Below are 22,107 nucleotides of genomic sequence, written 5' to 3'. Positions count from 1 at the left end.
GAGAACGATGAGCGATCACGAATCCACCTACGTCCCCAAGACCGGCATCGAGAAGTGGCTGGACAGCCGCCTGCCGATCGTCCGCTTCGGCGCCGACTACATGTCGCTGCCCACCCCGAAGAACCTCAACTACTGGTGGACCTTCGGCGGCATCCTGGCCCTCTGCCTCGTCGTGCAGATCGCCACGGGCATCATCCTGGCAATGCACTATGTGCCCAACACCGAGCTGGCCTTCGCCTCGGTCGAGCGCATCATGCGTGACGTGAATGGCGGCGACATCATCCGCTACACCCACGCCAACGGGGCCTCGATGTTCTTCATCGCGGTCTACCTGCACATGCTGCGTGGTCTCTACTACGGCTCCTACAAGGCGCCGCGCGAGATGATCTGGATCGTCGGCTGCGTGATCTTCTTCCTCATGATCGCCACCGCCTTCCTCGGCTACGTCCTGCCGTGGGGCCAGATGTCCTTCTGGGGCGCCGAGGTGATCACCAATCTGATCGGGGCCATCCCGCTCGTCGGCGAGCCGATCCTGATCTGGCTTCGCGGCGGCCCGGCCATCGACAACGCCACGCTGAACCGCTTCTTCTCGCTGCACTACCTGCTGCCGTTCGTCATCGCCGGTTGCGTGGTCCTGCACCTGTGGGCCCTGCACCATGCCGGCCAGAACAACCCGGTCGGCATCCTGATCCCGAAGGACCGCACCGCCAAGGACACCGTTCCGTTCCACCCGTATTTCACGGTCAAGGACGGCTTCGCGATCGTGCTCTTCCTGATCCTCTTCGCGATCTTCGTCTTCTTCATGCCGAACGCCCTGGGCCACGCCGACAACTACATCCCGGCCAACCCGCTGCAGACGCCGGCGCACATCGTGCCCGAGTGGTACATGCTGCCGTTCTACGCCATCCTGCGCGCCATTCCGGACAAGTTCCTCGGCGTCGTGGCGATGTTCTCGGCGATCGGCGTGCTGTTCATCCTGCCTTGGCTGGATACGTCCAAGGTGCGCTCGATGCGCTACCGCCCGGCCATGCGCACGTTCTTCGTCATCTTCGTTCTGGTCGGCATCGGCCTCGGCTGGTGCGGCGCCCAGCTGCCGGATTCGCCGGTGGTTCCGGGCATGCCCAGCTTCCAGCTCGCCGACGGCATGCTGAACAGCTACCTGTGGCTGAACCGCCTGCTGACCTTCTACTACTTCCTGTTCTTCATCGTGCTGATGCCGCTGGTCGGCCTGCGCGAGACCCCGCGGCCGATCCCGGCGACCATCTCCGAGCCGGTCCTGCCGGGCGGCGGTGACGCCATGACCAGCGCCGCGCCGGCCTCGCCCGAGAAGAAGGGCTGAGCCGGACCATGATCCTCAAGACAAACATCCAGTCGATGAAAAAGACCCTGGTTCTGATCGCCCTCGCGGCCGGCCTGTCGCTGGCGGCCCAGCCCGCGCTCGCCTCGGGCGGCGCCAAGCATCCGCACAGCGGCGGCTTCTCTTTCGAGGGCCCCTTCGGGACTTTCGACCAGGGCCAGCTGCAGCGCGGTTACAAGGTCTATCGCGAGGTCTGCTCCTCCTGCCACAGCATGAACCTCATGCATTTCCGGACCCTGGCCGAGCCGGGCGGTCCCTTCTATGAGGAAGGTCAGGTCAATCCGGCCGAGAACCGCTTCGTCAAGGCGCTGGCGGCCGAGCTGCAGGTGCCGGACATCGACAGCGAGACCGGCGAGCCGATCATGCGCGACGCCGTCGCCGCCGATAAGTTCCCCAGCCCCTATCCGAACGCCACCGCCGCGGCGGCCGGCAACGGCGGGGCCGCGCCGCCCGATCTCTCGGTCATGGCCAAGGCGCGCCACGACGGCGCCGACTACATCTACTCGCTGCTGTCGGGCTACCGCGCCGCGCCCGCCGGTCTCGAGATCCGTCCGGGCCAGCACTACAACCCCTACATGGCGGGCGACCTGACGCCGTTCTGGAAGGGTCAGGGCCACGTGCCGGAAGGCGGCTTCATCGCCATGCCGCCGCCGCTTCGCAACGGTCAGGTGACCTACGACGACGGCTCCGCCCAGACGGTTGACCAATACGCCAAGGACGTCGCCGCCTTTATCGCCTGGGCGTCGGATCCGAAGCAGGTCCAGCGCAAGCAGTCGGGCATGGGCGTGCTGATCTTCCTCTTCCTGTTCGCCGGCCTGACCTACGTCAGCTACCGCCGCATCTGGAAGGGCGTCGCCCACTAGCGGCCGACCTCACTAACCGATCGATCAAACCCGCCGGGGCCTCAGCGCCGGCGGGTTTTTCGTGGTTGTTGACAACATGGCAGAGGACTTTATAACGTAAAGTAACACTGGAGGACGACATGAAGCTCAAGGTTCTGGCGACCGTCGCGGCGCTGCTGCTCACATCCACGCCGGGCATGGCGCAGACGCCGGCCGGCTCCGCGGCGGCTATGGACAAGCTGGCCTTCATGCATGGAGTCTGGGTCGGTCCGGCCAGCGGCGTCAATCGTGACGGTTCGCGCTACGCCGTGACCCAGACGGAGCGGATCGGGCCGCTTCTTGGCGGCGAGGTTCTGGTCATCGAAGGGCGGGGCTACAACGCCGACGGCTCGACAGGCTTCAACGCGATGGGCGTGGTGTCATGGAACGAGCAGGAAGGCCGCTACGAGTTCCGTTCTTGGGCGCAGGGCCAGTCGGGAACCTTCCCATTCACCCTCACCGAAAACGGATATGTCTGGGAGATCCCGGCGGGACCGGGGGTCATGCGCTACACGGCCGATGTCACGACGACGACCTACCATGAGGTCGGCGAATTCGTGGTTCCGGGGCAGCCCGGCCGCCCGATGTTCGAGATGACCCTGACCCGCCGCGGCGACACCGACTGGCCCGCGTCCGGCGCCGTTCAGCCCTGACGCCACAGCGCATCGACAGGCTCCACCGGCCGTCCTAGGGTTCGCCCGGGTCAGTTCCGGTTGAGGGTTATCCTGTTCATGCGCTTCCTATCCACCGCCGCCGCGCTTGCCGCCGGCGCTCTCCTTTCCGCCTGCGCCATGACCGGCGGTGGGCCGGCCGACACGGCCGCCACAACCGCGATCGACGCCGCCCGCCTGTCCGAACACGTGCGGGTTCTGTCGGACGACAGCTTCCAGGGTCGCGGCATCGGCACCCCGGCTGAGGACATGGTGGTCCGCTATCTGAGCGAACAGTACGCCGCCGCCGGCTTCCAGCCAGGCGGTGAGAACGGCGGCTGGACGCAGGACGTGACGCTGAACCGCTTCACCGCATCGAACATCCACGCCGGCTTCAAGGTCCGCGGCGACAGCATTCCCTTGGCGCAGGGTCAGCAGATCGTCGTCTCCACCCGCCTGCCCGGACGCAGCGTCTCGCTGACCGATGCCCCGCTGGTCTTCGTCGGCTACGGCATCAAGGCGCCTGAGCGGAACTGGAACGACTTCAAGGACGTGGACGTGCGCGGCAAGGTGATCGTCGTGCTGGTCAACGACGCCGACTTCGAACAGCCGGAGCTGAACACCTTCAACGGCCGAGCGATGACCTACTACGGCCGCTGGACCTACAAATACGAAGAGGCGGCCCGGCAGGGCGCAGCGGGCGTCATCATCGTCCACGAAACGGCTCCGGCCTCCTACGGCTGGGCCACGGTGACCAACAGCTGGTCCGGTCCGCAGTTCGACATCGTCCGCCAGAACGCGGCGGCCGAACGGGTCAAGATGGAGAGCTGGATCCAGCGCGACGTCGCCGTCGACCTGTTCCGCCGCGCCGGGCTGGACTTCGACGCTCTGAAGACTCAGGCGCGTAGTCGCGACTTCCGTCCCGTCGAGCTTCCGGGGGCGACGGTCAGCGCAGCGTTTGACGTGGCGACCAGCCAGATCACCACCCGGAACGTCGTCGCCCGCCTGCCGGGAACGACGCATCCTGACGAGACGATCCTGTTCACCGCCCACTGGGATCACATCGGCGTGGGCGAGCCTGACGCCAGCGGCGACGCCATCTTCAATGGGGCCGTCGACAACGCCACCGGCACCGCCGGCCTGCTTGAGCTGGCCCGTGTCTGGGGCGCCGGGCCGCGGCCGGAACGCTCGATCGTCATGATCAGCTTCACGGCCGAGGAGAGCGGTCTTCTGGGCTCCGAGTACTACGCCGCCAATCCGGTCTATCCGCTGGCGACCACCGTCGCCGGCTTCAACATGGACGCCATGAACGTCTATGGCCGCGTCGCCCATCTCGGCGTGATCGGCTACGGCCAGTCGGAGCTGGACGAGCGCCTGACCGCGGCGGCCCAGCGTCAGGGCCGGACCGTGACGCCGGACGAGAACCCCGCCGCCGGCAGCTATTTCCGCAGCGACCACTTCCCGCTCGCCAAGCGCGGCGTGCCCATGGCCTATGCCGAAGGCGGCGGCGAGTTCCGCGACGAGCCGATGGCCGCCCGCAACGCCGCCCGCGACGAATACGGCTCGCGCCGCTATCACCAGGCCGACGACGAGTGGTCGGCCGACTGGGATCTGCGGGGCCAGATCGAGGATCTGGAAGTCGCGCTGTGGATCGGTCGCGACCTGGCCAACAGCCGGGACTGGCCGGAATGGAAGCCGGGCTCCGAGTTCGGTCCCGCGCGGGCCGCGAGCGCCGCCGCCCGCCGCTGACTGCATGACGAAAATGTAATGGGCGGTCCCCCTCGGGGCCGCCCTAGAGTGCGCGCCATCAATCCGGGGATGGAGTCTCCCATATGTTTCGCAAGATGATGGGCGGCGTCGCCGTCGCCGCCGTGCTGCTGGCCGCCGGTGCGGCGTCAGCCCAGAACTTCTCCGCCGAGCGGATCAGCAACGACATCCGCACGATCAGCGCGGACGAGTTCCACGGCCGCTACCCGGGCAGCGAGGGCGAGCGGATGACGCTGGCCTTCCTCCAGTCGCAGTACGAGGCCATGGGCCTCCAGCCCGGCGGGCCGAATGGCCAGTGGCTGCAAGAGGTGCGGCTGAAGCGCTTCACCCCGGTCGCGGGCGCGGCCAGCGCCAGCTGGACCGGACCGGACGGCGTCAGCCATCCGCTGACGATCGGGACCGACGCCACCCTGCGGGCGGTCTCCAATGATGGTCGCGCCTCGATCAGCAACGCGCCGGTTGTGTTTGTCGGTTACGGCATCAGCGCCCCCGAGCGGAACTGGGACGACTACGGCGGCATGGACGTGCGCGGCAAGGTCGTGGTGGTCGTCAGTGGCGAGCCGGAAGGCGAGCGCTTCAACGGCGAATACAGCACCAACTACGAGTCCGGCGCCTACAAGGCCGATGAAGCTTTCCGCCGCGGCGCGGTGGGCATCGTCACCCTCGTGACCGAGCCTGCGTCGTCCACGACCTGGCAGCGGACGGCGCAGTTCTCCGGCCGCACCCGCACCATGACGCCGGGCTCGGCCGATCTCGAATTCTCCATGGCGATCAACCACGACGTGGCGCTGCAGTGGGCGACCGCGGCGGGCCTCGACATGAGCCAGCTGGGCGCCATCGGCTCGGGCGCCTTCAGGGCCGTGCCGCTGAACGGCGTCACCCTCACCGCGGCGACGCAGGAGACGATCGACACCCTCGTCACCCATAATCTGCTGGCCCGCATCCCCGGCACCGAGCACCCCGACGAGACCATCATCTATTCGGCCCACTGGGACCACGTCGGCGTCGGCGGCGATCACGTGAGCCCGGTCTCGACCACCGAGGACAACATCTACAACGGCGCCTGGGACAACGCCTCGGGCACCATCGGTGTGCTGGAGATGGCTCGCCAGATCAGCGCCGCGCCGCGGCCTAAACGCTCCATCGTCTTCGCCCATATGGCGGCCGAGGAAATGGGCCTGATGGGTTCGTACGGCTATGCCGCCGATCCGGTCTATCCGCTGGAAACCACTGTCGCCGACATCAACATCGACATGCTGCCGCTGTCCGGACCGACGAAGGATGTGCCGATCTTCGGCAAGGGGCAGAACGATCTCGAGGACCGGCTGCAGGCGCTGGCCGAGCCTCTCGGCCGCTACGTCTCTGACGACCACATGCCGGAGCAGGGGTTCTACTACCGCTCCGACCACTTCCCCTTCGCCCGCATGGGCGTCCCGGCGATCATGCCGTGGCATGGCTGGGACTGGGTCGAAGGCGGGCGTGAGGCGGGCGAAGCCGCGTGGCGCGCTAAGTTCGGCGCCGACTACCACAAGCCGTCGGACGAATGGTCGGCCGACTGGAACCTGACCTCGGCGGTCGAGAACCTGACCCTGCTGTATCATCTGGGTCTGGACCTCGCGAACAGCGAGGACTGGCCGGGCTGGAAGCCGACCTCGGAGTTCGCCTCCGTCCGCGCCCGTTCGGACGCCGCCCGCCAGTGACAATGACGATACGGCCCTTGACCGGCGACGGCTCGCCGCCGGTCGAGGGTGCGTATCCGCAGGCGGTCGAAGTGACCGGCCCGACCCGCTGGCTCTATCTGTCCGGCCAGATCCCGGTCGCGCCGGACGGCTCGCTCGCGACCGACTTCATCGGCCAGTGCGAACAGGTGTGGGACAATATCGAGACCCAGCTGACCGCCGTCGGCATGACGCTGGACAACCTCGTCAAGGTCACGACCTTCCTGTCCGACCGCCAGTACGCGCTTGAGAACCGGGAGGTGCGTGTACGGCGTCTCGCTGGTCGCCAACCGGCTCTGACGGTGATCGTCACCGGCATCTTCGACGAAGCCTGGCTGGTCGAGATCGAGGCCGTGGCGGCGGCGTAAGGTCGCCTTGCCGATGCGTACCGGCCGCCGCAGTGTCCCCATGATGAAAGCGACGCCCGCATGAGCCGCTGGTCGCCCCGCGACGCGCAGGGGGAGCCTGACGGCCTGATCCTGTTCGACGGCGTCTGCGTCTTCTGCTCGCGTTGGGTCCGGTTCGTGATCGACCACGATCCTGAGCGCCGCTTCACCTTCACGCCGATTCAGTCGGAGCGCGGGCGGCGGCTGGCGGAGAGATTCGGGATCAACCCGGATGCGCCGGAGACCAATGCCGTGATCTGGAACGGCAAGGCGTGGCTCAAGTCCGACGCAGCGCTGACCGTGCTGGGCGCTCTGCCCGGGACGCGGCTGATGGCGATCCTGAAGCGCATCCCCCGACCGCTTCGCGACCCGTTCTACGACCTCATCGCCCGGAACCGGTATCGCATCTTCGGGCGGACCGACACCTGCATGGTTCCGTCGCCTGCGGATCGCGAGCGCTTCCGGCCATGACCCGGGTGCTGGTGATCGGCGCGGGCGGCGTGTTCGGCTCGCGCCTCTGCGAGGGCCTGTTGCGCAACGGGTTCGAAGTTGTCGCCGCGGGCCGGAACCTCGCACGGGCCGAGGCCGTGGCCGCCGACCTCAGGAGGGCCTTTCCCGGAGGTGGGGTCGAGGCGGCTGCGCTCGATACCGGCCGTCTGACTGTGGAGTCCCTGCGAGCCACGGGCGCGGCCATCGTCGCGGACATGGCTGGACCGTTTCAGGCCGCAGAGCCGACAACTGCCCGCGCCGCCATCGCCGCCGGGTTGCACTATGTCGATCTGGCCGACGGGCGAGACTTCGTCCCGGCCTTCCCAGCTCTCGACAGCGCGGCGAAGGCGGCGGGCGTCGTCGCCCTGACCGGCTGCAGTTCGACGCCGGCCCTGTCGAACGCGGTGCTCGACCATCTCACCGACCGCTGGCGCGAGATCGTCTCGGTCGAGGCTGCGATTTCTCCGGGAGCGAGGGCGCCGCGCGGCCTGTCGGTGATGCAGGCGATCCTGTCCTGGCTTGGACGGCCTGTGCGGGTTTTCGACGACGGTGGATGGACGACGCGTCCCGGCTGGAGCGGCCTCTACCGGCGCGACTTCGGAGCGGCCGGGCGGCGGCGGGTGTCGCTGTGCGAGACGCCTGACCTCGACCTCTTCTCGGCCCGGTTCGAGCCGAGCGACCGTGCGCTGTTCCTGGCAGGGCTCGAGCCGTGGCCGGCGCATCTCGGGGCTTGGCTGCTCGGCCGGATGGTCCGGCTGTTCCGGTTCGACCCCACACCTCTGGCCGGCCTGCTGATCCGCCTGTCGGGATGGGCGGCTCCCTTCGGGTCCGACCGCGGCGCCATGAGGGTCGAGGCCTATGGCGTGGACGGAGACGGTCGCGCCGTCCGCGCCGTCTGGCGGCTGGCAGCTGAGCCGGGCGAGGGACCGGTGACGCCCAGCCTGCCGGCGCTGGCCGCGATCAAGGCCATTGCCGCCGGACAGGTTGCGCCGGGCGCCCGGCCCTGCGTGGGCGTCCTGTCGCTGGAGGCGGTCGTCGCCGAGATGGCGCCGTACGGTCTTGCCACCGAAATCATCGTCGAGGGGGGCGCGACCTACGCCCGCGCCATCGGCCCGGCCTTCGACGACCTGCCTGAGGCCATCCGGACCCTGCACGAGACGCCGGGCCGCTCCGTCTGGCGCGGGGACGCGACCACCGAAGGCGCGGCGGGTCCGCTGGCGGCGGCTGTCGCCCGGCTCATCGGCTTCCCGAAAGCGCAGACCGGCTGTCCCGCCGAGGTCGAGATAGACGCGAACGGCGACCGATCCGTCTGGCGTCGCCGCATAGGCGGCCACGCCTTCTCCAGCGTGCTGTCGAGGCCGCGTCGGGGCGGGCGTGTGTCCGAACGGTTCGGGCTCCTGACCATGGACCTGCGGCTGACGCCGGAAGACGGGCGGCTCGTCTATCGCGTCGAGGGCTGGCGGCTGGGCCCTGTCCCGTTGCCCCGTGCGCTGGCGCCATCGACCCGCGCCCACGAGACGGTCGACGAGCTGGGCCGCTTCGTCTTCGACGTCGAGATTTCAGCGCCGCTGATCGGCCGGCTGGTCCACTACCGCGGCTCGCTGGTGCGGGTGGATCAGCCCCGCTTGCGGACGAACACCGTGCCTGCTGAATAGCCCGCGCCGAAGCTGCAGATCAGGCCCACGTCGCCGGGCCCGAACCCGTCGTGGTGCAGGTGGAAGGCGATTATCGATCCGGCGGAGGAGGTGTTGGCGTAGTCGTCCAGAATGATGACGTTCTCGTCCAGCGTCGGCTCGCGGCCCAGCACCTTTCGGCCGATGAACTGGTTCATGTTGATGTTGGCCTGGTGCAGCCAGAGCCGCTTCAGCGCCGTCGGATCGAGGCCCAGCTCGCCGGCATGATCGACGATCATCTCCGAGACCATCGGCACCACGTCCTTGAAGACCTTGCGGCCCTGCTGGACGAACATCTTGTCCGGCTGGCCGATCCCCTCGGGGGCGGCGTTGTTGAGGAAGCCGAAATTGTTGCGGATGTTGTTCGAGAAGGTCGTCTTCAGCCGCGTGCCGAGGATGTCCCAACCGCCCGGTCCGGCCTGATCCTCCGACTCGATGATCACCGCGGTCGCGACGTCGCCGAAGATGAAATGGCTGTCCCGATCCTTGAAGTTCAGATGGGCCGAGCAGATCTCCGGATTGACCATCAGCACGGCCTTGACCGAGTCCGAGGCGATGAAATCCGCCGCCGTCTTGATGCCGAAGGTGGCGGACGAGCAGGCCACGTTCATGTCGAAGGCGAAGCCGTCGATGCCGAGCGCCTGCTGCACCTCGATCGCCATGGCGGGATAGGGCCGCTGCATGTTGGAGGCGGCGCACAGCACCGCCCCGATCTCGCTGACCGGCTTGCCCCAGGCCGCGATGGCCTGCTGCGCCGCCTTCACCGCCATCTCGGCGAGAATCGACAGTTCGTCGTTGGTACGCTCCGGGATGTTCGGCGCCATCCTCGCCGGGTCCAGCACCCCCGCCTTGTCGAGCACGAACCGGCTCTTGATGCCCGAGGCCTTCTCGATGAACTCGACCGACGACGGCGTCAGTTCGGCGACATCGCCCTCGGCGATCTCCGCCGCATGCTCGGCGTTGAACCGCTCTGCATAGGCGTTGTAGGCGGCGACCAGCTCCTCGTTGGAGATGGACTGCTCCGGCGTGAACAGGCCGGTGGCGGCGATGACGGCTTTGGACATTCAGGACGGCCCTGTCGCTCCCGGCGCCACCGCTCGCGTCTCGAGCGCCGGCTGGGTTCTGTTTCTGGACGGACTAGATAGGCGCGTCAGGCGGCGGCGTCGAGGCGGCGGCGTGGCGCGCCAGCAGGCGGTGCGCCGCGTCGAGATGCAGGCGCTCGACCATTCGATATCCGACCCGGATCGCGCCCTTGCCTTCGGCGTCGGCCGTGGCGAAGGCCGCCACCACTTCGCGCGCCTTTGCGACCTCCTCCGCCGAGGGCGAGAAGGCGGCGTTGGCGGCGGCGATCTGGTCCGGATGGATCAGGCTCTTGCCGTCGAAGCCAAACGCCCGGCCCTGCCGGCACTCGGCTTCCAGCCGGTCCATGTCCCCGGTGGCGTTGACCACGCCATCGATAGCCAGCAATCCATGCCCCCGCGCGGCGGCGACCACGGTGGCCAGCCACGGCTTCAGAGGCTCGCGGTCCTGCCCGAGTATCAGGTTCATTCGTTCGCCGAAGTCGTTGATGCCCAGCATCAGGGCCTCCAGCGGCGCGCCGGCTCCCGCGATCTGGTCGAGGCGGAGAACCGACAGCGGAGTCTCCACCATGATCCAGACGGCGACCCCGGCAGGCAGCCGCCCGGCTACCTCCCGGACCGCCTCGGGACTTTCGATCTTCGGCGCCACGACGAAATCCGGCTGCAGGTCGGACAGGGCCGCCAGATCCTCCGCGCCCCAGGCCGTGTCCAGCCCGTTGACCCGTACGCCAAGCCGCGACCGGAACCCGCCCTCGGTCAGCGCCGCGACCGCCGCCGCCCGCGCTTCGGCCTTCATGTCGGGCGCGACGGCGTCCTCAAGATCGAGGATCACCGCGTCGGCGTTCAGTCCGCGCGCCTTCTCGATCGCCCTCGGATTGCTGGCGGGCAGGTAGAGGACCGAGCGGACCAGCTGCATCAGACCCGTCCCGTGACCGGGATCAGGGCCCCGGTGATGGCCCGGCTTTCCGGCGAGGCGAGGAACAGCATCACTCGGGCCAGGTCTGACGGCTGAACCCAAGTCGCCGGGTCGGCGTCCGGCATGTCCTTGCGGTTCTGTTCGGTGTCGAGGATCGACGGCAGCACCGCGTTGACCGTGACGGAGGTCGACTTCAGCTCCTCGGCCAAACTTTCCGTCAGGCGGTGCACCCCGGACTTGGAGGCGGCGTAGGCGCCCATGCCGGCGGCGCTCTTCAGGGCGGCGTTGGCGCCGACGTTGACGATCCGGCCCTCGGTTGACTGCTTCAGGTGGGGCAGGGCGGCGCGCGTGGCGTTCAGGGCGGTCGTCAGGTTCAGGGCGAACATCCTCGCCCACGCCGGCTCGGCGTCGTCCGTGGTCTGCCAGACAAAGCCGCCCGCGACGTTGAGCAGGGCGTCGAGGCCGCCGAAGCGTTCGACCACCTTGCCGATGGCCCCTTCCGCCGCCGCCGGATCGGTCAGATCGACCCCGCCGATCTCCTGAACGCCCTCAGGCACATGAAGCCCTGATGCGTGATCGATCACCGCGACGTTCAGGCCGTCCGCCAGAGCGGCCTCGACAACGGCGCGCCCAAGGATTCCGTGGCCGCCGGTGACGGCGATGGTGCGGGTCATGCGAATGTCTCTGGAAGCTTTCTGGGAGAGGGCCGCAGTCGCGGTCCCCGCCGTGATCGATCAGGTTGACGACCATGGTAATGGTCCGCACAGCCGGTCGCTACCCTAGGTGCGTCATACGTCCGCGCCGCGCCGATCTTTGCCGCCCTCGATGTGGGAGGTCTGGCAGCGGATCAGGCCGCGAACACCCGGCGCAGCAACCGCTCCAGCGCCTCAGCGTCCACGCTGTCGAACGCTGCCGTCTCGGTCGCGTCGACGTCGAACACGGCCATCAGTTCACCGGCACGGTTGAGCACCGGGACCACGATCTCGCTGGCCGAGCGGCTGTCGCAGGCGATGTGGCCCGGGAAGGCGTGAACGTCTTCAACGATCTGGGTCTTCCGGTCCCGCGCGGCGGCGCCGCAGACGCCGCGGCCGAAGGCGATCCGCAGGCAGCCGAGCGTGCCCTGATAGGGTCCCACCACAAGCTCTTCGGCCTTGTCCGGGTCGACCACATAGAAACCGGTCCAGAAGAAGACGGGGAAGGCGTCGGCCAGCATCGAGGCGACGGTGGCCATGCGCGCGGTCATGTTCGGCTCGCCGTCCAGCACCGCGAGAATTTCCTCCTCGACCTCGGCATAGCGGGCGGCCTTGTCGGCGGGGCGGTCGTCACGAGCGACGTAGGACATAAGGCGGAGCTCCGGGCTGTGGAGGGCATATAGGGGCGCCGCCCCGGAGAGGCGAGGGCCGATTCTTCGCCTCTCAGGGGAATCCCAAGCCGCTGATTCCGGTGGACAACTTTACAAGCGTCACAAAATGGCCGCGGTGCGGCAACGCTTTGTCGCAAACCAGCGTTAACCTTGACAGACAGTTAACTGGACCGGACTGTCGCGGTCACGCAAAGCTTAACGGGCGAGCCGGGGGTCGCCCGCTCCAGTCGTGCGAGGAATTCATGGTCGAGGGCGAGGCGAACAAGACCGATCGTGGCCGGTTCAACCGGTCGCGCGGCCCTGTCGCTATCGCGGCGCTGGCGGGTATTCTGGCGCTCACCGCCTTCGGGATGGTGTCCTGCGGCGACCGCGGCAGCGGCATGCGCTTCTGGCAGCGCGCCGACGCCAGTTCCAACGCCTGCCCGCGTCCGGCCTCCCTGACCGGCTCCGAATTCAACGCGCAGGAGACGGGTCTCCGCGCCCTGCGACGCGCCGCCTTCCGTGGCGATTTCTTCGCCCAGCTGGAGCTTGGCTCGCGCTACGCCGCCGTTCGCGCGACCGACAAGAATATCGAGGACCCGATCGAGAGCGCCACCTGGTACGCTATGGCGCTGGCCAATGACGAGGGTTACGCTCCGATCAACCGCGTCGACCGAGGCGGTTTCGGCGGCTGGCGCCCGCTGTCCAAATATGACGACTGCCGCGCCTTCGAACGGCACACGGCCTATCAGCGGCTGGACCGCCAGCTCGGCCAGATGACTCGTGAGGAGCAGGAGGCCGTCCGCGACCGGGTGGTCTATGTCCTGTCGACGCAGGACGCCGAGGGCTTCCGCACCCTGGCCCGGCTGCACGACGGCCTCTATGGCCCGTTCGGCGAGCCCGAGGACAACCGGGAAGCCCGCGAGGCCTGGGGCCGCAACAGCGGTGGCGGAGCCGAGAACCGTGACCGTCGGCGCCGGGGCTATCTGGCCGCGACCAGCCTGTTCCCGCGGAATGACGTCGACGCCTACCTCTACAACTACCTGGCGGTGCAGACCGGCGATGTCGGCGCCTATGTCCTGATGAAGGACTTTGAGCGGTCCGCGCCCAGCCGCGACCAGTACAGCCGGTTCGTCGAGGCCAAGGCGCGGCAGTGGACCCCTCCGTTCGAATTCTATCCCAATGAGGCTCCGGCCTCGGGCGTGCCCTTCTCGGACGAGAGCCGTCCGCGCGGCGACGCCTATGAATACGCCCTGACCCGGATGGGAACGGAATTGCCCTTCATCCATGTGGGACGGGCTCTCCGCTACCTCGGCATCACCGATACGGCGCCGACACGGCCCGAAGATCTGTCCAAGCGTCAGATCGAGACGCTTGAAGCCATGCTGGGCCATCCGATGGAGAGCCGGCTCTCCTATCTGGAGCGGGTCCGCGCCATCCAGCTGGCCGCCGTCAACGGCTCGTCCGAAGCCCAGCTGGTGCTGGCTGTGATGTACGCCGAGGGCATCGGCCTTCCCCCGGATTACGCCCGCGCCTTCAAATGGTTCGACGAGGCCGCCCGTCAGGGAAGCCCCGAGGCCAAGTTCGCCATGTCGAGCTATTTCGCGCTCGGCGTCTCGGGCGTGGCCGACCAGGACAAGGCCCAGGCCGTGGCCCTGCGCATCGACTCGGCCCTGTCCGGCTTCGGCCCGTCCGCCGCCCGCCTGCAGGCCGTGCTGGCCCAGGTCTCCCGTTCTCAGCAGCGCCGTTAAGGAGGGCGTGGAGCAATGACGATCCGTTTCCCCTTCGGCCGCCTCCGCACCACCATGGCCGGTGTCGCGATGATCGCCGCCACGGTGGCCGGCGCCGCCCTGTTTCAGGGGCCGACCGCCCACGCCCAGGTCGCCGCCAAGGTCGAGAGCCAGACGCGGCCGAATTTCGGCCTGCTGCTCGATCCCCCCACGCGCAGCTCCCGCAACCGCGGCTCGCACTACCGGCGCTACGATTACGGTCGCCACCGCCCTGACTGGCGGCCGGGCCCCTACCGCCCCGGCGGCGAGGAAATTGTTCTGGTCGACTGCGGCGGCAATCCGGGCACGGGCGCTGTCGAGGACGCCGTGCGCCGTGTGCGTCCTGGCGGTACCCTCGTCATCCGGGCCCGCGCCGGCGCCTGTGTCGGCTGGCTGAACATCGACAAGCCCCTGACGATCATCGGGGAAAGCGGCTTCGACCCGCGCGACTGGGCCCGCACCGGCAATCCGACGCTGCAGGCCCCCGACGGTCTCCCCTGCATCACCGTGGCCCAGGGCGTCCGCGTCGAGATCCGCGACATGGTCTTCGCCTCGCCCCGCGCCGGTGACGCCGCCTGCGTGGTCGGATACGGAGCCGAAATCGTCATGAACCGGGTCGGCTTCCGCCACGCCGGCGACGAGGCGGCGATCTACGCCGACGGCGGTCTCCTGCACCTTCGTGACACCGTCATCGACGCCCAGACCATCGCCCCCGCTATCGTCGCCGACGGCGCCGTGCTGGACGCTTGGGAGGTGGTTGTCACCGGGGCTCAGTCCGGGCTGGAACTGACGCCCGGCGCGGGCCAGACCTCGCGCATCGCCTCAACCACGCTGAAGGGCACCGGCGCGCCGAACGCCTTCGGCCCCCGGTCCATCGGCATCGTCGTCCGCTCCGGTCGCGACTACGGCCGTGTCGAGATCGAGAACACGGCCATCGTCGGCTACGTCGAGGGCGTGGCCATCGAAGGCGCATCGGTCGACATCAGCAACAGCCGGATCGGCCGCTCCGACAAGGGCGTGGTGCTCTACAACGGCGAACTGCGCCTCGCTGACAGCCGCGTCCGCGCCGCGACGGTCGGCGTCGCCGCCGCCTCCGGCAGCGCCGTGGTGGTCAACAGCGTCTTCTCCGGCGTCCGCGAGGTTATCTACGCCGAGGACCGCGCCAATGTTCAGGCGCGCGGCAACCGGGTCTATTCGCAGTCCGTCTGCCGGCCCCAGTTCCGCGACCGTTATCGGGGCCGCTATGAGCCCGTCTGGCGTCCGGGAAATGGCTGGGAATGCGCCTTCGGCTCCTACCCGCGCGACTGGTGGCAGGACGAAGACGGCCTGCTCGGCCTCGAATACCAGGACGACGGCTATTCGCTCGAGGGCTACGACCGCTACCGCAACGGCGATGGCTGGTACGACCGCGACGGCCGCTACATCCAGGACGAGCGCTATCAGGGCGAGGACCGCTGGAGCCGCGGCGGCCGGCGGTAGGCTGGGACCGTTACGGCGAAACGAACGTGGACGCTTCAGCTACAGATATTGGTCCCCCACGGGCTCTAAGACTGATCGGGAAGGGCGCATACGCACTCTTGGCGCTCTTGGGCATTCTGTGCGTCAGCGGTGCGATCGACCTCATCCCCTACGTCGGCTCGCCTCAGCTCGACTACTACCCGATGGATGTTTTGAAGCCGTTCTGGCCCCAACTCCTGGGGACTGTGCCGTTTGCCCTGGCTGGCGCGTTCCTCGCCGCCCTGAGCGTGGCCTGCTTCCGGGGAAGGTTCCACGAGCGAGCCGGGCTCCGGAAACTGATACCGGCCGTGATCGGATGGTGGCTGGCTGCCTTGGGAGCGAGGCTGATTCCGGACGTCCTCTGGCGCTGGCCGATGGACGGACAAGAGATCAAATGGGTGGCTCGTTACGCCTTGATCAACTCCATCGCGGCGGCGGCTCTGCTGCTTGCGGCCCATGTGTTGGTCGGTCGATATGCTGTCTGGCGCGGACGGCCACGGACCCGGTGGGGCGAACTGGCGCTGTGGCTGTCGTGTTTCTCCGTCACCACCGTCGCCTTCCTCTGCGGCATGGCGGTAATCGGGCACCTGTCGCCGTCCAAAGCGGCGATCAATGCCGCACTGTTGATCCTGATCCTCGGGGTTCCGCTCGCGGTATGCGCGGCGACCGCGCCCAAGGTGAGGGGCAGTCAGGCCTCGGTAGGCGCGGAGGGACTCGAACCCCCAACCAGACCGTTATGAGCGGTCGGCTCTAACCATTGAGCTACGCGCCCTCCGTGGCGGCAGTGGTGGCCTAGCAGGCGGCGCGGCGGCTTGCCAAGCACCATGGTTCCGACGCCGACCTGTCGCCGATTTCACCCCGATGAACGGTTTCTGCCAGTGGAGCCTGTCCGGCCGTTCAGGCATTAAAGGCCAAGGTTCAGCCACGGACGCCCGACACGATCGGCGCCGGATGGATCGTCCCTCGCTTACGGAGACTACGCACATGAACCGCCCCGCCGTCGCCCGCGCCACCGCCCTGCCGGCCGTCTCGAACCGCATCCTGCTGATGGGCGGCGCCGTCATGGCCGCCATCGCCCTCGTGGCGGCCGCGCCTGCCGCCTTCGCCCAGTCGCAGCCCGGCGGCGGTGCGCCGCTGACCATCCAGGCCGTCACCGAGCGCCCCGCGCTGAACCTGTCGGCCTATGGCGAGGTCAAGGCCGCGCCGGACATGGCGACGATCAGCTTCGGCGTCGTCACCGAGGCCTCGACCGCGGCCGAGGCCATGGCCCAGAACGCCACGCGGATGAATCAGGTTATGGCCGCCCTGCGCCGCGCCGGCATCGAGGAGCGGGACGTCCAGACCTCGGGCCTGAACCTCTCGGCCCAGTACGACTACGTCCAGAACGAGCCGCCCCGGCTGCGCGGCTATCAGGCCAACAATCGGGTGACGGTGATCATCAATGACCTGACGAAGGTCGGCTCGACTGCCGACGCCGTTGTGGCCGCGGGCGTCAACCAGATCGACGGCATCGGCTTCGGACTCAAGGATCCGACCGCCGCCGAGAACCAGGCGCGGCAGATCGCGGTGCGCAACCTGCAGGCCAAGGCGGCTCTGTATTCGCAGGCCCTCGGCGTGCAACTGGGCGGCATCCGTTCGCTGACCGAAGGCGGCGGCTATTCGCCCCAGCCGCCGATGCCGATGATGTACGCCCGCGCCGAAATGGCCATGGACGCCGGCAATACGCCTGTCGCCGCGGGCCAGCTGACGGTGCGCATCGACATCACCGGCGTCTACGATCTGAACCGGTGACCTGACACGGATGGCCAGCAACCCGCCAAGGCAGGGTTGCTGGCCACGGTCCCTTGATGGGGTTATATCCGTCTCGCCTCGACACCCCTCCGGTCGCCCTTCATGAGCCTCTACAGATCGTCCACCGGTTCGAGGCTCCTGACCTGGGTGCTGGGCATCCTGTTCGCGGTCATCGTCGCCGGCATCCTTGCCAACTCGGCGCTCCTGCTGCTGGCGATCCCGGACGTCATTTCGGTCGCGGGGGCGATGTTCGGGAACGAGTTCAGGGCGTTTGCGGGCAGGGCGAGCGCTCATCCGCTGCTGCAGGTCAGCAACATCATCATCTGCTGCCTCGGACTCTTCATCGTCATGATGCTGCGGCGGGCGGTGGTCATCTCCCGGCCGCGCAGACTGATATCGGTCGAAAACGCCCGCAGGATAGCGGCAACCGCGATCGCCCTGCTGTCGATGGAAATCGTCGGCTCGCTGGCCCGGTTCTACATTTTCGCTGACAGGCTGAGCTACCTGAAGACCGTCAACTACGCCGGCATCGGGTGCATCTTCATCCTGGCCTATGTGCTGTTCCGCGCCGCGAAGACGCGAGACGATGACGGGCTGACGATCTAGCGGGCAGTCAGCACGCCGACGCCCCCGCACCTAGGCGGCGCGCTTGATCTCGTTGCCATCATCGAGAAGCACCACGGTCGGGGACCACTGGCGGGCCTCTTCCTGCGGCAGCTGGCCGTAGGTCACGACGATGACCTTGTCGTTCTTCTGCACCAGCCGGGCTGCGGCGCCGTTGACGCCAATCACCCGCGAGCCGCGCGGCGCCTCGATGGCGTAGGTGGTGAAGCGCGCGCCGTTGGTGATGTTCAGCACATCGACCTGCTCGTGCGGAAAGATACCCGCGGCGTCCAGCAGGTCGGCGTCGATCGCGATCGAGCCCTCATAGTCGAGATCGGCCTGGGTCACCGTCGCGCGGTGCAGCTTGGCCTTCATCAGGGTGACCAGCATGGGGAGTGCGGTCCGGATGTGACGCGGGGCGATCGGCCCCCGCTCGCAGGCTGCTGATATAGGGGCAAGCGCCCCCGCCATCAATCATCTCTGTTGCGCCGCACCATCCAATTGCGGCGCATTCGCCTGTTACGTGACGTTCATTTGACGGCAAACCGTCCCGCCTTATGGTCGAGGATGGCCGCGCCCGGCCCGCGCTCCGGACCCTGACCCACTCCATGAAGCAGTTCTTCCTGACGATGCTCGGCGTCTTCGCCGGTCTGTTCCTGTTTCTCGTGGTGGTGCCCTTCATCCTGATCTCGGTGGCGATCAGTTCGGCGAGTTCGAAAGAGCCGACGCCGTCGAATACGGTGCTCGAACTCGATCTGCGCGAAGGCGTCACCGACCAGGCGGCGACCAATCCGTTCGCATTGTTCGGCGGCGGCGGCCTCTCGACGACGCAGATCGTGGATACGCTGGCCCAGGCCGAAGACGACACCCGGGTCAAGGCGCTGCTGATCCGCCTTCCGGAAGCCGGCATCACCCCGGCCGCGGCCGACGAGATCCGTCAGGCCGTCCGCCGCTTCCGCCGCTCGGGCAAGCCGGTCATCGCCCATGCGCAGGGCTTCCAGCCCGTCGGAACCGCCGTCTCCAGCTATATGGTCGGCGCCTCGGCATCCGAGCTGTGGATGCAGAACACCTCCAGCTTCCAGCTGGCGGGCTTCTCGGCGGAGTCGATCTTCCTCGGCCGCGCCTTCGAGAAATACGGCGTCAACGCCCAGTTCGAGCAGCGCTACGAGTACAAGAACGCCGTCAACGAATACACCGAGAGCGATTACACCCCGGCCCATCGCGAGGCGATGACGGCCTGGATGAACTCCATCTACACCTCGGCCCTCGCCAATGCGGCACAGGATCGTCGCCAGACGCCCCAGGCGCTCCGGACCACGATCGAGGCTGGCCCGTATTCGTCGGCGCAGGCGCTGCAGCGCCGCCTGATCGACAAGATCGGCCAGGTCGAGGAGGCCGAGGCCGAAGCGAAGCGCCGCGCGGGCCGCGGTTCCGACATCATGGAGTTCGGCGACTACGCGGCCTCGAAGGGCGAACGCGCCGGCTCGGGCCGCAACGCCATCGCAATCGTCGGTGGCGAGGGCGCCATCATGACCGGCACGGGCGGCGGCGCCGACCCGTTCGGCGGCGGCTCCTCCATCATGTCGGACGACCTCGCCGAGGCCATCTACGACGCCATCGAGGACGACTCGGTCAAGGCGATCGTCTTCCGCGTCTCGTCGCCGGGCGGTTCGCCCGACGCGTCCGAACAGATTCTCGCGGCCGTGCGCGCGGCCAAGGCGGCGGGCAAGCCGGTCGTCGTGTCGATGGGCGATTACGCGGCCTCGGGCGGCTACTGGATCAGTTCCGAAGCGAGCTGGATCGTGGCCCAGCCTTCGACCCTGACCGGCTCCATCGGCGTGTTCGGCGGCAAGATGGTGCTGGCCGACGGGCTCGGCCGTTTCGGCGTCGATATGCGCAATCTGACGGTCGGCGGCGACTACGCCGACGCCTTCTCTCCGTCCCAGCCCTTCAGCGCGACCGATCGCGCGGCCTTCGCCGCCTCCATCGACCGCACCTACGAGGAGTTCATCGCCCGCGTCGCCCGCGGCCGGAACCTGCCCGCGGCCCGTGTCCGCGAAATCGCCCGAGGCCGCGTCTGGACGGGCGCACAGGGCAAGTCGCTTGGTCTCGTGGACCAGCTCGGCGGGCTGGAGGAGGCCATCGCCAAGGCCCGTCAGCTGGCCCGTATCCCGGCTGAAGAGTCTGTCCGCTTCAAACGCTATCCGGAATCCCAGTCGCCGTTCGCGGCCCTGTCGGAGATGTTCGGCGTCTCGGGCGAGGCGGCGCGGGTGCTGATCGGCATCGGCGGGATCATGAACGATCCGCAGGCCGAGGCCGCCGTCCGCCAGATCCAGACGGAGCGCGCGCGGACCACCGGAGCGACCGTTCTGGCGGACCAGCCCTACTGAACAGCGACAATCGGACACTCGCCTGTGAAGGGGCCGGTCATTGACCGTTCACCCCGATGGACCGACATTCAGGGTTCGGCGTTGTTCACAGCGCCATAGAGGTATGAAGATGACCCAGTCCGACCGCCTGATCTTCGGCCCCGGTCCCGCCGGCCGCCGTCCCGCCAACGGGCTGGTCGCCTCGATCATGTGGCTTGGCGGTCTGGTCGCCACGCTCGCCGCCATGGCCGTGGGCGCCGTGCTGGCCGTCTTCACCGCCGCCGCGGTGGCCGTTATCGCCGTCTTCGCAGGCGCTCTGGTCTTCCTCGCCGGTCTGGCCATGCGCGCTCGCCGCACCATGACCGCCCGTACGCGCCGTTCGGACGATGTCATCGAAGCCCGCAAGGTGGACGGCACCTGGGTCGCCTACGGCTGGGAGCGTCCGGGCCGCTAGGATGCTGGTCGTCCGGGACGCGCCGTCGCCCAATTTCGATCATCGCCGGGCCCCGCCCGACATGCTGGTGCTGCACTACACCGGCATGCGAACGGCCGACGAAGCGGTCACCCGTTTGCAGGACGCCGACGCCAAGGTCTCGGCCCACTATGTCGTCGAGGAGGACGGGTCGATCCTCCGCCTCGTGGCCGAGGAGCACCGGGCGTGGCACGCCGGCCGGGGGGTCTGGCAGGGCGAGACCGACTGCAACGCCGCCTCGATCGGCATCGAGATCGTCAATCCGGGGCACGAGTTCGGCTATCTCGACTTCCCCGAGGTGCAGATCGATGCGGTGATCAGCCTTGTCAGCGATATCCGCACCCGCTGGACCATCCCCGATGCGCGCATCATCGGCCACTCCGATCTCGCGCCCGACCGCAAGCAGGATCCGGGCGAGCGTTTCCCCTGGAAGCGACTGGCCTCGGTCGGCCATGGCCTGTGGTTCGAACCCGCGCCGGAGCGGATTTCGGCCCTCGGAGCGCCCTTTGCGGTCGGCGATGAGGGCCTCGGCGTCATCGTTCTGCGCGCCGGCCTGCACCGGCTCGGCTACGGTCTCCAGCCCGGCGGCGACTACGATGAGGCGACGAAACTTACCGTCGAAGCCTTCCAGCGCCATTGGCGACCGGCCCAGGTCGACGGCGTCGCCGACGGCGAGACGCGGGCTACCCTGATGGGCGTGCTGCAGCTGGCGACCACCGAAAGCACGACGGGCGTGCTGAACTAGAATTTGACCGCGGCGCGTGTCCGGCCCATCTGTCCGCCCGTCAGACGGCCGGGCGGTCGCGGCAGGGCTTGCCCTGTCGAGGAAAGTCCGGGCTCCACGGTGAAGAGGCGGCGGGTAACTCCCGCCCGGGGTGACCCGAGGGATAGCGCCACAGAAAGCAAACCGCCTGCCCCTCGGGGCAGGGAAGGGTGAAAGGGTGGGGTAAGAGCCCACCGCGTGCCTGGCAACAGGGACGGCATGGCAAGCCCCGCCTGGAGCAAGACCGAATAGGGATGTCGCGCGGGTTCGCTCGCAGGGGTCACCGCCCGAGGCGTCCGGGTAGGTCGCGAGAACCGGTCAGCAATGGCCGGTCCAGAGGAATGATCGTCGCCGCCTTCGGGCGGAACAGAACCCGGCTTACAGGCCGTCTGACGCTTCTTTTTGCGCACTACCGCTCGCGAAGAGGTCGCTCGCTGCCTGAGCGCGCCTTGACGTCCGCCTTCGGTCATTCGCCCTGCACCGTTAACCTTTGCTCGGCATCATTCATCCACAGCCTGTCTATACTTCTGATGTTCTGTGTATGTTCCTGTTTCTACAGCCTTCGCGGCTGCTGTCGAGGTTAAC

General features: G+C 68.1%; 20 protein-coding genes, 1 tRNA gene and 1 other RNA gene. 16 read left to right on the top strand and 6 right to left on the bottom strand.

Annotation, left to right across the window (positions count from 1 at the left end):
* Window positions 1–7: 7 nt before the first annotated feature.
* The 8 genes from GGQ87_RS01640 to GGQ87_RS01605 all read left to right on the top strand — a co-directional run bounded on the left by GGQ87_RS01640 (window position 8) and on the right by GGQ87_RS01605 (window position 8,903).
* Window positions 8–1,339 carry a cytochrome b gene (locus tag GGQ87_RS01640; RefSeq protein ID WP_168044977.1) on the top strand — a complete coding sequence of 444 codons (1,332 nt, stop codon included), beginning with the start codon at window positions 8–10 and terminating at the stop codon, window positions 1,337–1,339.
* A 35-nt stretch (window positions 1,340–1,374) separates the two neighbouring features.
* Window positions 1,375–2,220: a cytochrome c1 gene (locus GGQ87_RS01635; RefSeq protein WP_168047220.1), complete on the top strand. Its 846-nt coding sequence runs from the start codon at window positions 1,375–1,377 to the stop codon at window positions 2,218–2,220.
* A 119-nt stretch (window positions 2,221–2,339) separates the two neighbouring features.
* Window positions 2,340–2,891 (top strand): DUF1579 domain-containing protein, encoded by a 552-nt coding sequence (locus GGQ87_RS01630; protein ID WP_168044976.1) that lies wholly within the window; start codon window positions 2,340–2,342, stop codon window positions 2,889–2,891.
* A gap of 78 nt (window positions 2,892–2,969) precedes the next feature.
* Window positions 2,970–4,637: a M28 family metallopeptidase gene (locus GGQ87_RS01625; protein WP_168044975.1), complete on the top strand. Its 1,668-nt coding sequence runs from the start codon at window positions 2,970–2,972 to the stop codon at window positions 4,635–4,637.
* Between the two features lie 83 nt (window positions 4,638–4,720).
* A complete protein-coding gene (locus GGQ87_RS01620) occupies window positions 4,721–6,355 on the top strand; it encodes a M28 family peptidase (RefSeq protein WP_168044974.1) in 1,635 nt (544 codons plus the stop codon).
* 17 nt (window positions 6,356–6,372) lie between these two features.
* Complete coding sequence (locus tag GGQ87_RS01615; protein WP_209282372.1) at window positions 6,373–6,741, top strand: RidA family protein; 369 nt, start codon at window positions 6,373–6,375, stop codon at window positions 6,739–6,741.
* A 60-nt stretch (window positions 6,742–6,801) separates the two neighbouring features.
* Window positions 6,802–7,230, top strand: coding sequence for a thiol-disulfide oxidoreductase DCC family protein (locus GGQ87_RS01610; RefSeq protein ID WP_168044972.1), 429 nt, complete (start codon window positions 6,802–6,804; stop codon window positions 7,228–7,230).
* Complete coding sequence (locus GGQ87_RS01605) at window positions 7,227–8,903, top strand: saccharopine dehydrogenase family protein (protein WP_168044971.1); 1,677 nt, start codon at window positions 7,227–7,229, stop codon at window positions 8,901–8,903. Before GGQ87_RS01610 ends, GGQ87_RS01605 begins: the two co-directional genes overlap by 4 nt.
* Here the strand turns inward: GGQ87_RS01605 and GGQ87_RS01600 are convergent.
* The 4 genes from GGQ87_RS01600 to GGQ87_RS01585 form a co-directional block, all read right to left on the bottom strand.
* A complete protein-coding gene (locus GGQ87_RS01600; protein WP_168044970.1) occupies window positions 8,864–9,985 on the bottom strand; it encodes a beta-ketoacyl-ACP synthase III in 1,122 nt (373 codons plus the stop codon). The two genes, GGQ87_RS01605 and GGQ87_RS01600, sit on opposite strands and share 40 nt — an antisense overlap.
* Window positions 9,986–10,058: 73 nt before the next feature.
* Window positions 10,059–10,916: an HpcH/HpaI aldolase/citrate lyase family protein gene (locus GGQ87_RS01595; RefSeq protein ID WP_168044969.1), complete on the bottom strand. Its 858-nt coding sequence runs from the start codon at window positions 10,914–10,916 to the stop codon at window positions 10,059–10,061.
* Window positions 10,916–11,590, bottom strand: coding sequence for an SDR family NAD(P)-dependent oxidoreductase (locus GGQ87_RS01590; RefSeq protein WP_168044968.1), 675 nt, complete (start codon window positions 11,588–11,590; stop codon window positions 10,916–10,918). The genes GGQ87_RS01595 and GGQ87_RS01590 overlap by 1 nt, the downstream gene beginning before the upstream one ends.
* Window positions 11,591–11,763: 173 nt before the next feature.
* A complete protein-coding gene (locus GGQ87_RS01585; RefSeq protein WP_168044967.1) occupies window positions 11,764–12,258 on the bottom strand; it encodes a GAF domain-containing protein in 495 nt (164 codons plus the stop codon).
* Window positions 12,259–12,521: 263 nt separating this feature from the next.
* Here GGQ87_RS01585 and GGQ87_RS01580 point away from each other — a divergent pair, with 263 nt between their 5' ends.
* Both GGQ87_RS01580 and GGQ87_RS01575 read left to right on the top strand, forming a co-directional pair.
* On the top strand, window positions 12,522–14,009 hold the full coding sequence (locus GGQ87_RS01580) for a tetratricopeptide repeat protein (protein ID WP_168044966.1): 1,488 nt from the start codon (window positions 12,522–12,524) through the stop codon (window positions 14,007–14,009).
* Window positions 14,010–14,024: 15 nt separating this feature from the next.
* Window positions 14,025–15,506 carry a right-handed parallel beta-helix repeat-containing protein gene (locus GGQ87_RS01575; protein WP_168044965.1) on the top strand — a complete coding sequence of 494 codons (1,482 nt, stop codon included), beginning with the start codon at window positions 14,025–14,027 and terminating at the stop codon, window positions 15,504–15,506.
* 717 nt (window positions 15,507–16,223) lie between these two features.
* Here the strand turns inward: GGQ87_RS01575 and GGQ87_RS01570 are convergent.
* Window positions 16,224–16,296, bottom strand: a tRNA-Ile gene (locus GGQ87_RS01570).
* A 212-nt stretch (window positions 16,297–16,508) separates the two neighbouring features.
* Between GGQ87_RS01570 and GGQ87_RS01565 the strand changes: the two genes are divergently transcribed.
* Both GGQ87_RS01565 and GGQ87_RS01560 read left to right on the top strand, forming a co-directional pair.
* Window positions 16,509–17,315, top strand: coding sequence for an SIMPL domain-containing protein (locus GGQ87_RS01565; RefSeq protein WP_168044964.1), 807 nt, complete (start codon window positions 16,509–16,511; stop codon window positions 17,313–17,315).
* A gap of 147 nt (window positions 17,316–17,462) precedes the next feature.
* A complete protein-coding gene (locus GGQ87_RS01560) occupies window positions 17,463–17,921 on the top strand; it encodes a hypothetical protein (RefSeq protein WP_168044963.1) in 459 nt (152 codons plus the stop codon).
* Window positions 17,922–17,951: 30 nt separating this feature from the next.
* Here GGQ87_RS01560 and panD read toward each other — a convergent pair whose 3' ends face one another.
* Window positions 17,952–18,308, bottom strand: coding sequence for an aspartate 1-decarboxylase (panD, locus tag GGQ87_RS01555; RefSeq protein WP_168044962.1), 357 nt, complete (start codon window positions 18,306–18,308; stop codon window positions 17,952–17,954).
* Window positions 18,309–18,526: 218 nt separating this feature from the next.
* Here panD and sppA point away from each other — a divergent pair, with 218 nt between their 5' ends.
* From sppA to rnpB, 4 genes are all read left to right on the top strand, one after another.
* Window positions 18,527–20,308 carry a signal peptide peptidase SppA gene (gene sppA / locus GGQ87_RS01550; RefSeq protein ID WP_168044961.1) on the top strand — a complete coding sequence of 594 codons (1,782 nt, stop codon included), beginning with the start codon at window positions 18,527–18,529 and terminating at the stop codon, window positions 20,306–20,308.
* Window positions 20,309–20,417: 109 nt separating this feature from the next.
* On the top strand, window positions 20,418–20,741 hold the full coding sequence (locus GGQ87_RS01545) for a hypothetical protein (protein ID WP_168044960.1): 324 nt from the start codon (window positions 20,418–20,420) through the stop codon (window positions 20,739–20,741).
* A 1-nt stretch (window position 20,742) separates the two neighbouring features.
* Complete coding sequence (locus tag GGQ87_RS01540; protein ID WP_168044959.1) at window positions 20,743–21,504, top strand: N-acetylmuramoyl-L-alanine amidase; 762 nt, start codon at window positions 20,743–20,745, stop codon at window positions 21,502–21,504.
* A 40-nt stretch (window positions 21,505–21,544) separates the two neighbouring features.
* An RNA gene (rnpB, locus tag GGQ87_RS01535) (RNase P RNA component class A) lies at window positions 21,545–21,919 on the top strand.
* Window positions 21,920–22,107: the final 188 nt, after the last annotated feature.

It is taken from the genome of Brevundimonas alba, from assembly GCF_011927945.1.
Taxonomy (GTDB): Bacteria; Pseudomonadota; Alphaproteobacteria; order Caulobacterales; family Caulobacteraceae; genus Brevundimonas; species Brevundimonas alba.
This window is presented reverse-complemented; position numbering and strand designations above follow the sequence as displayed.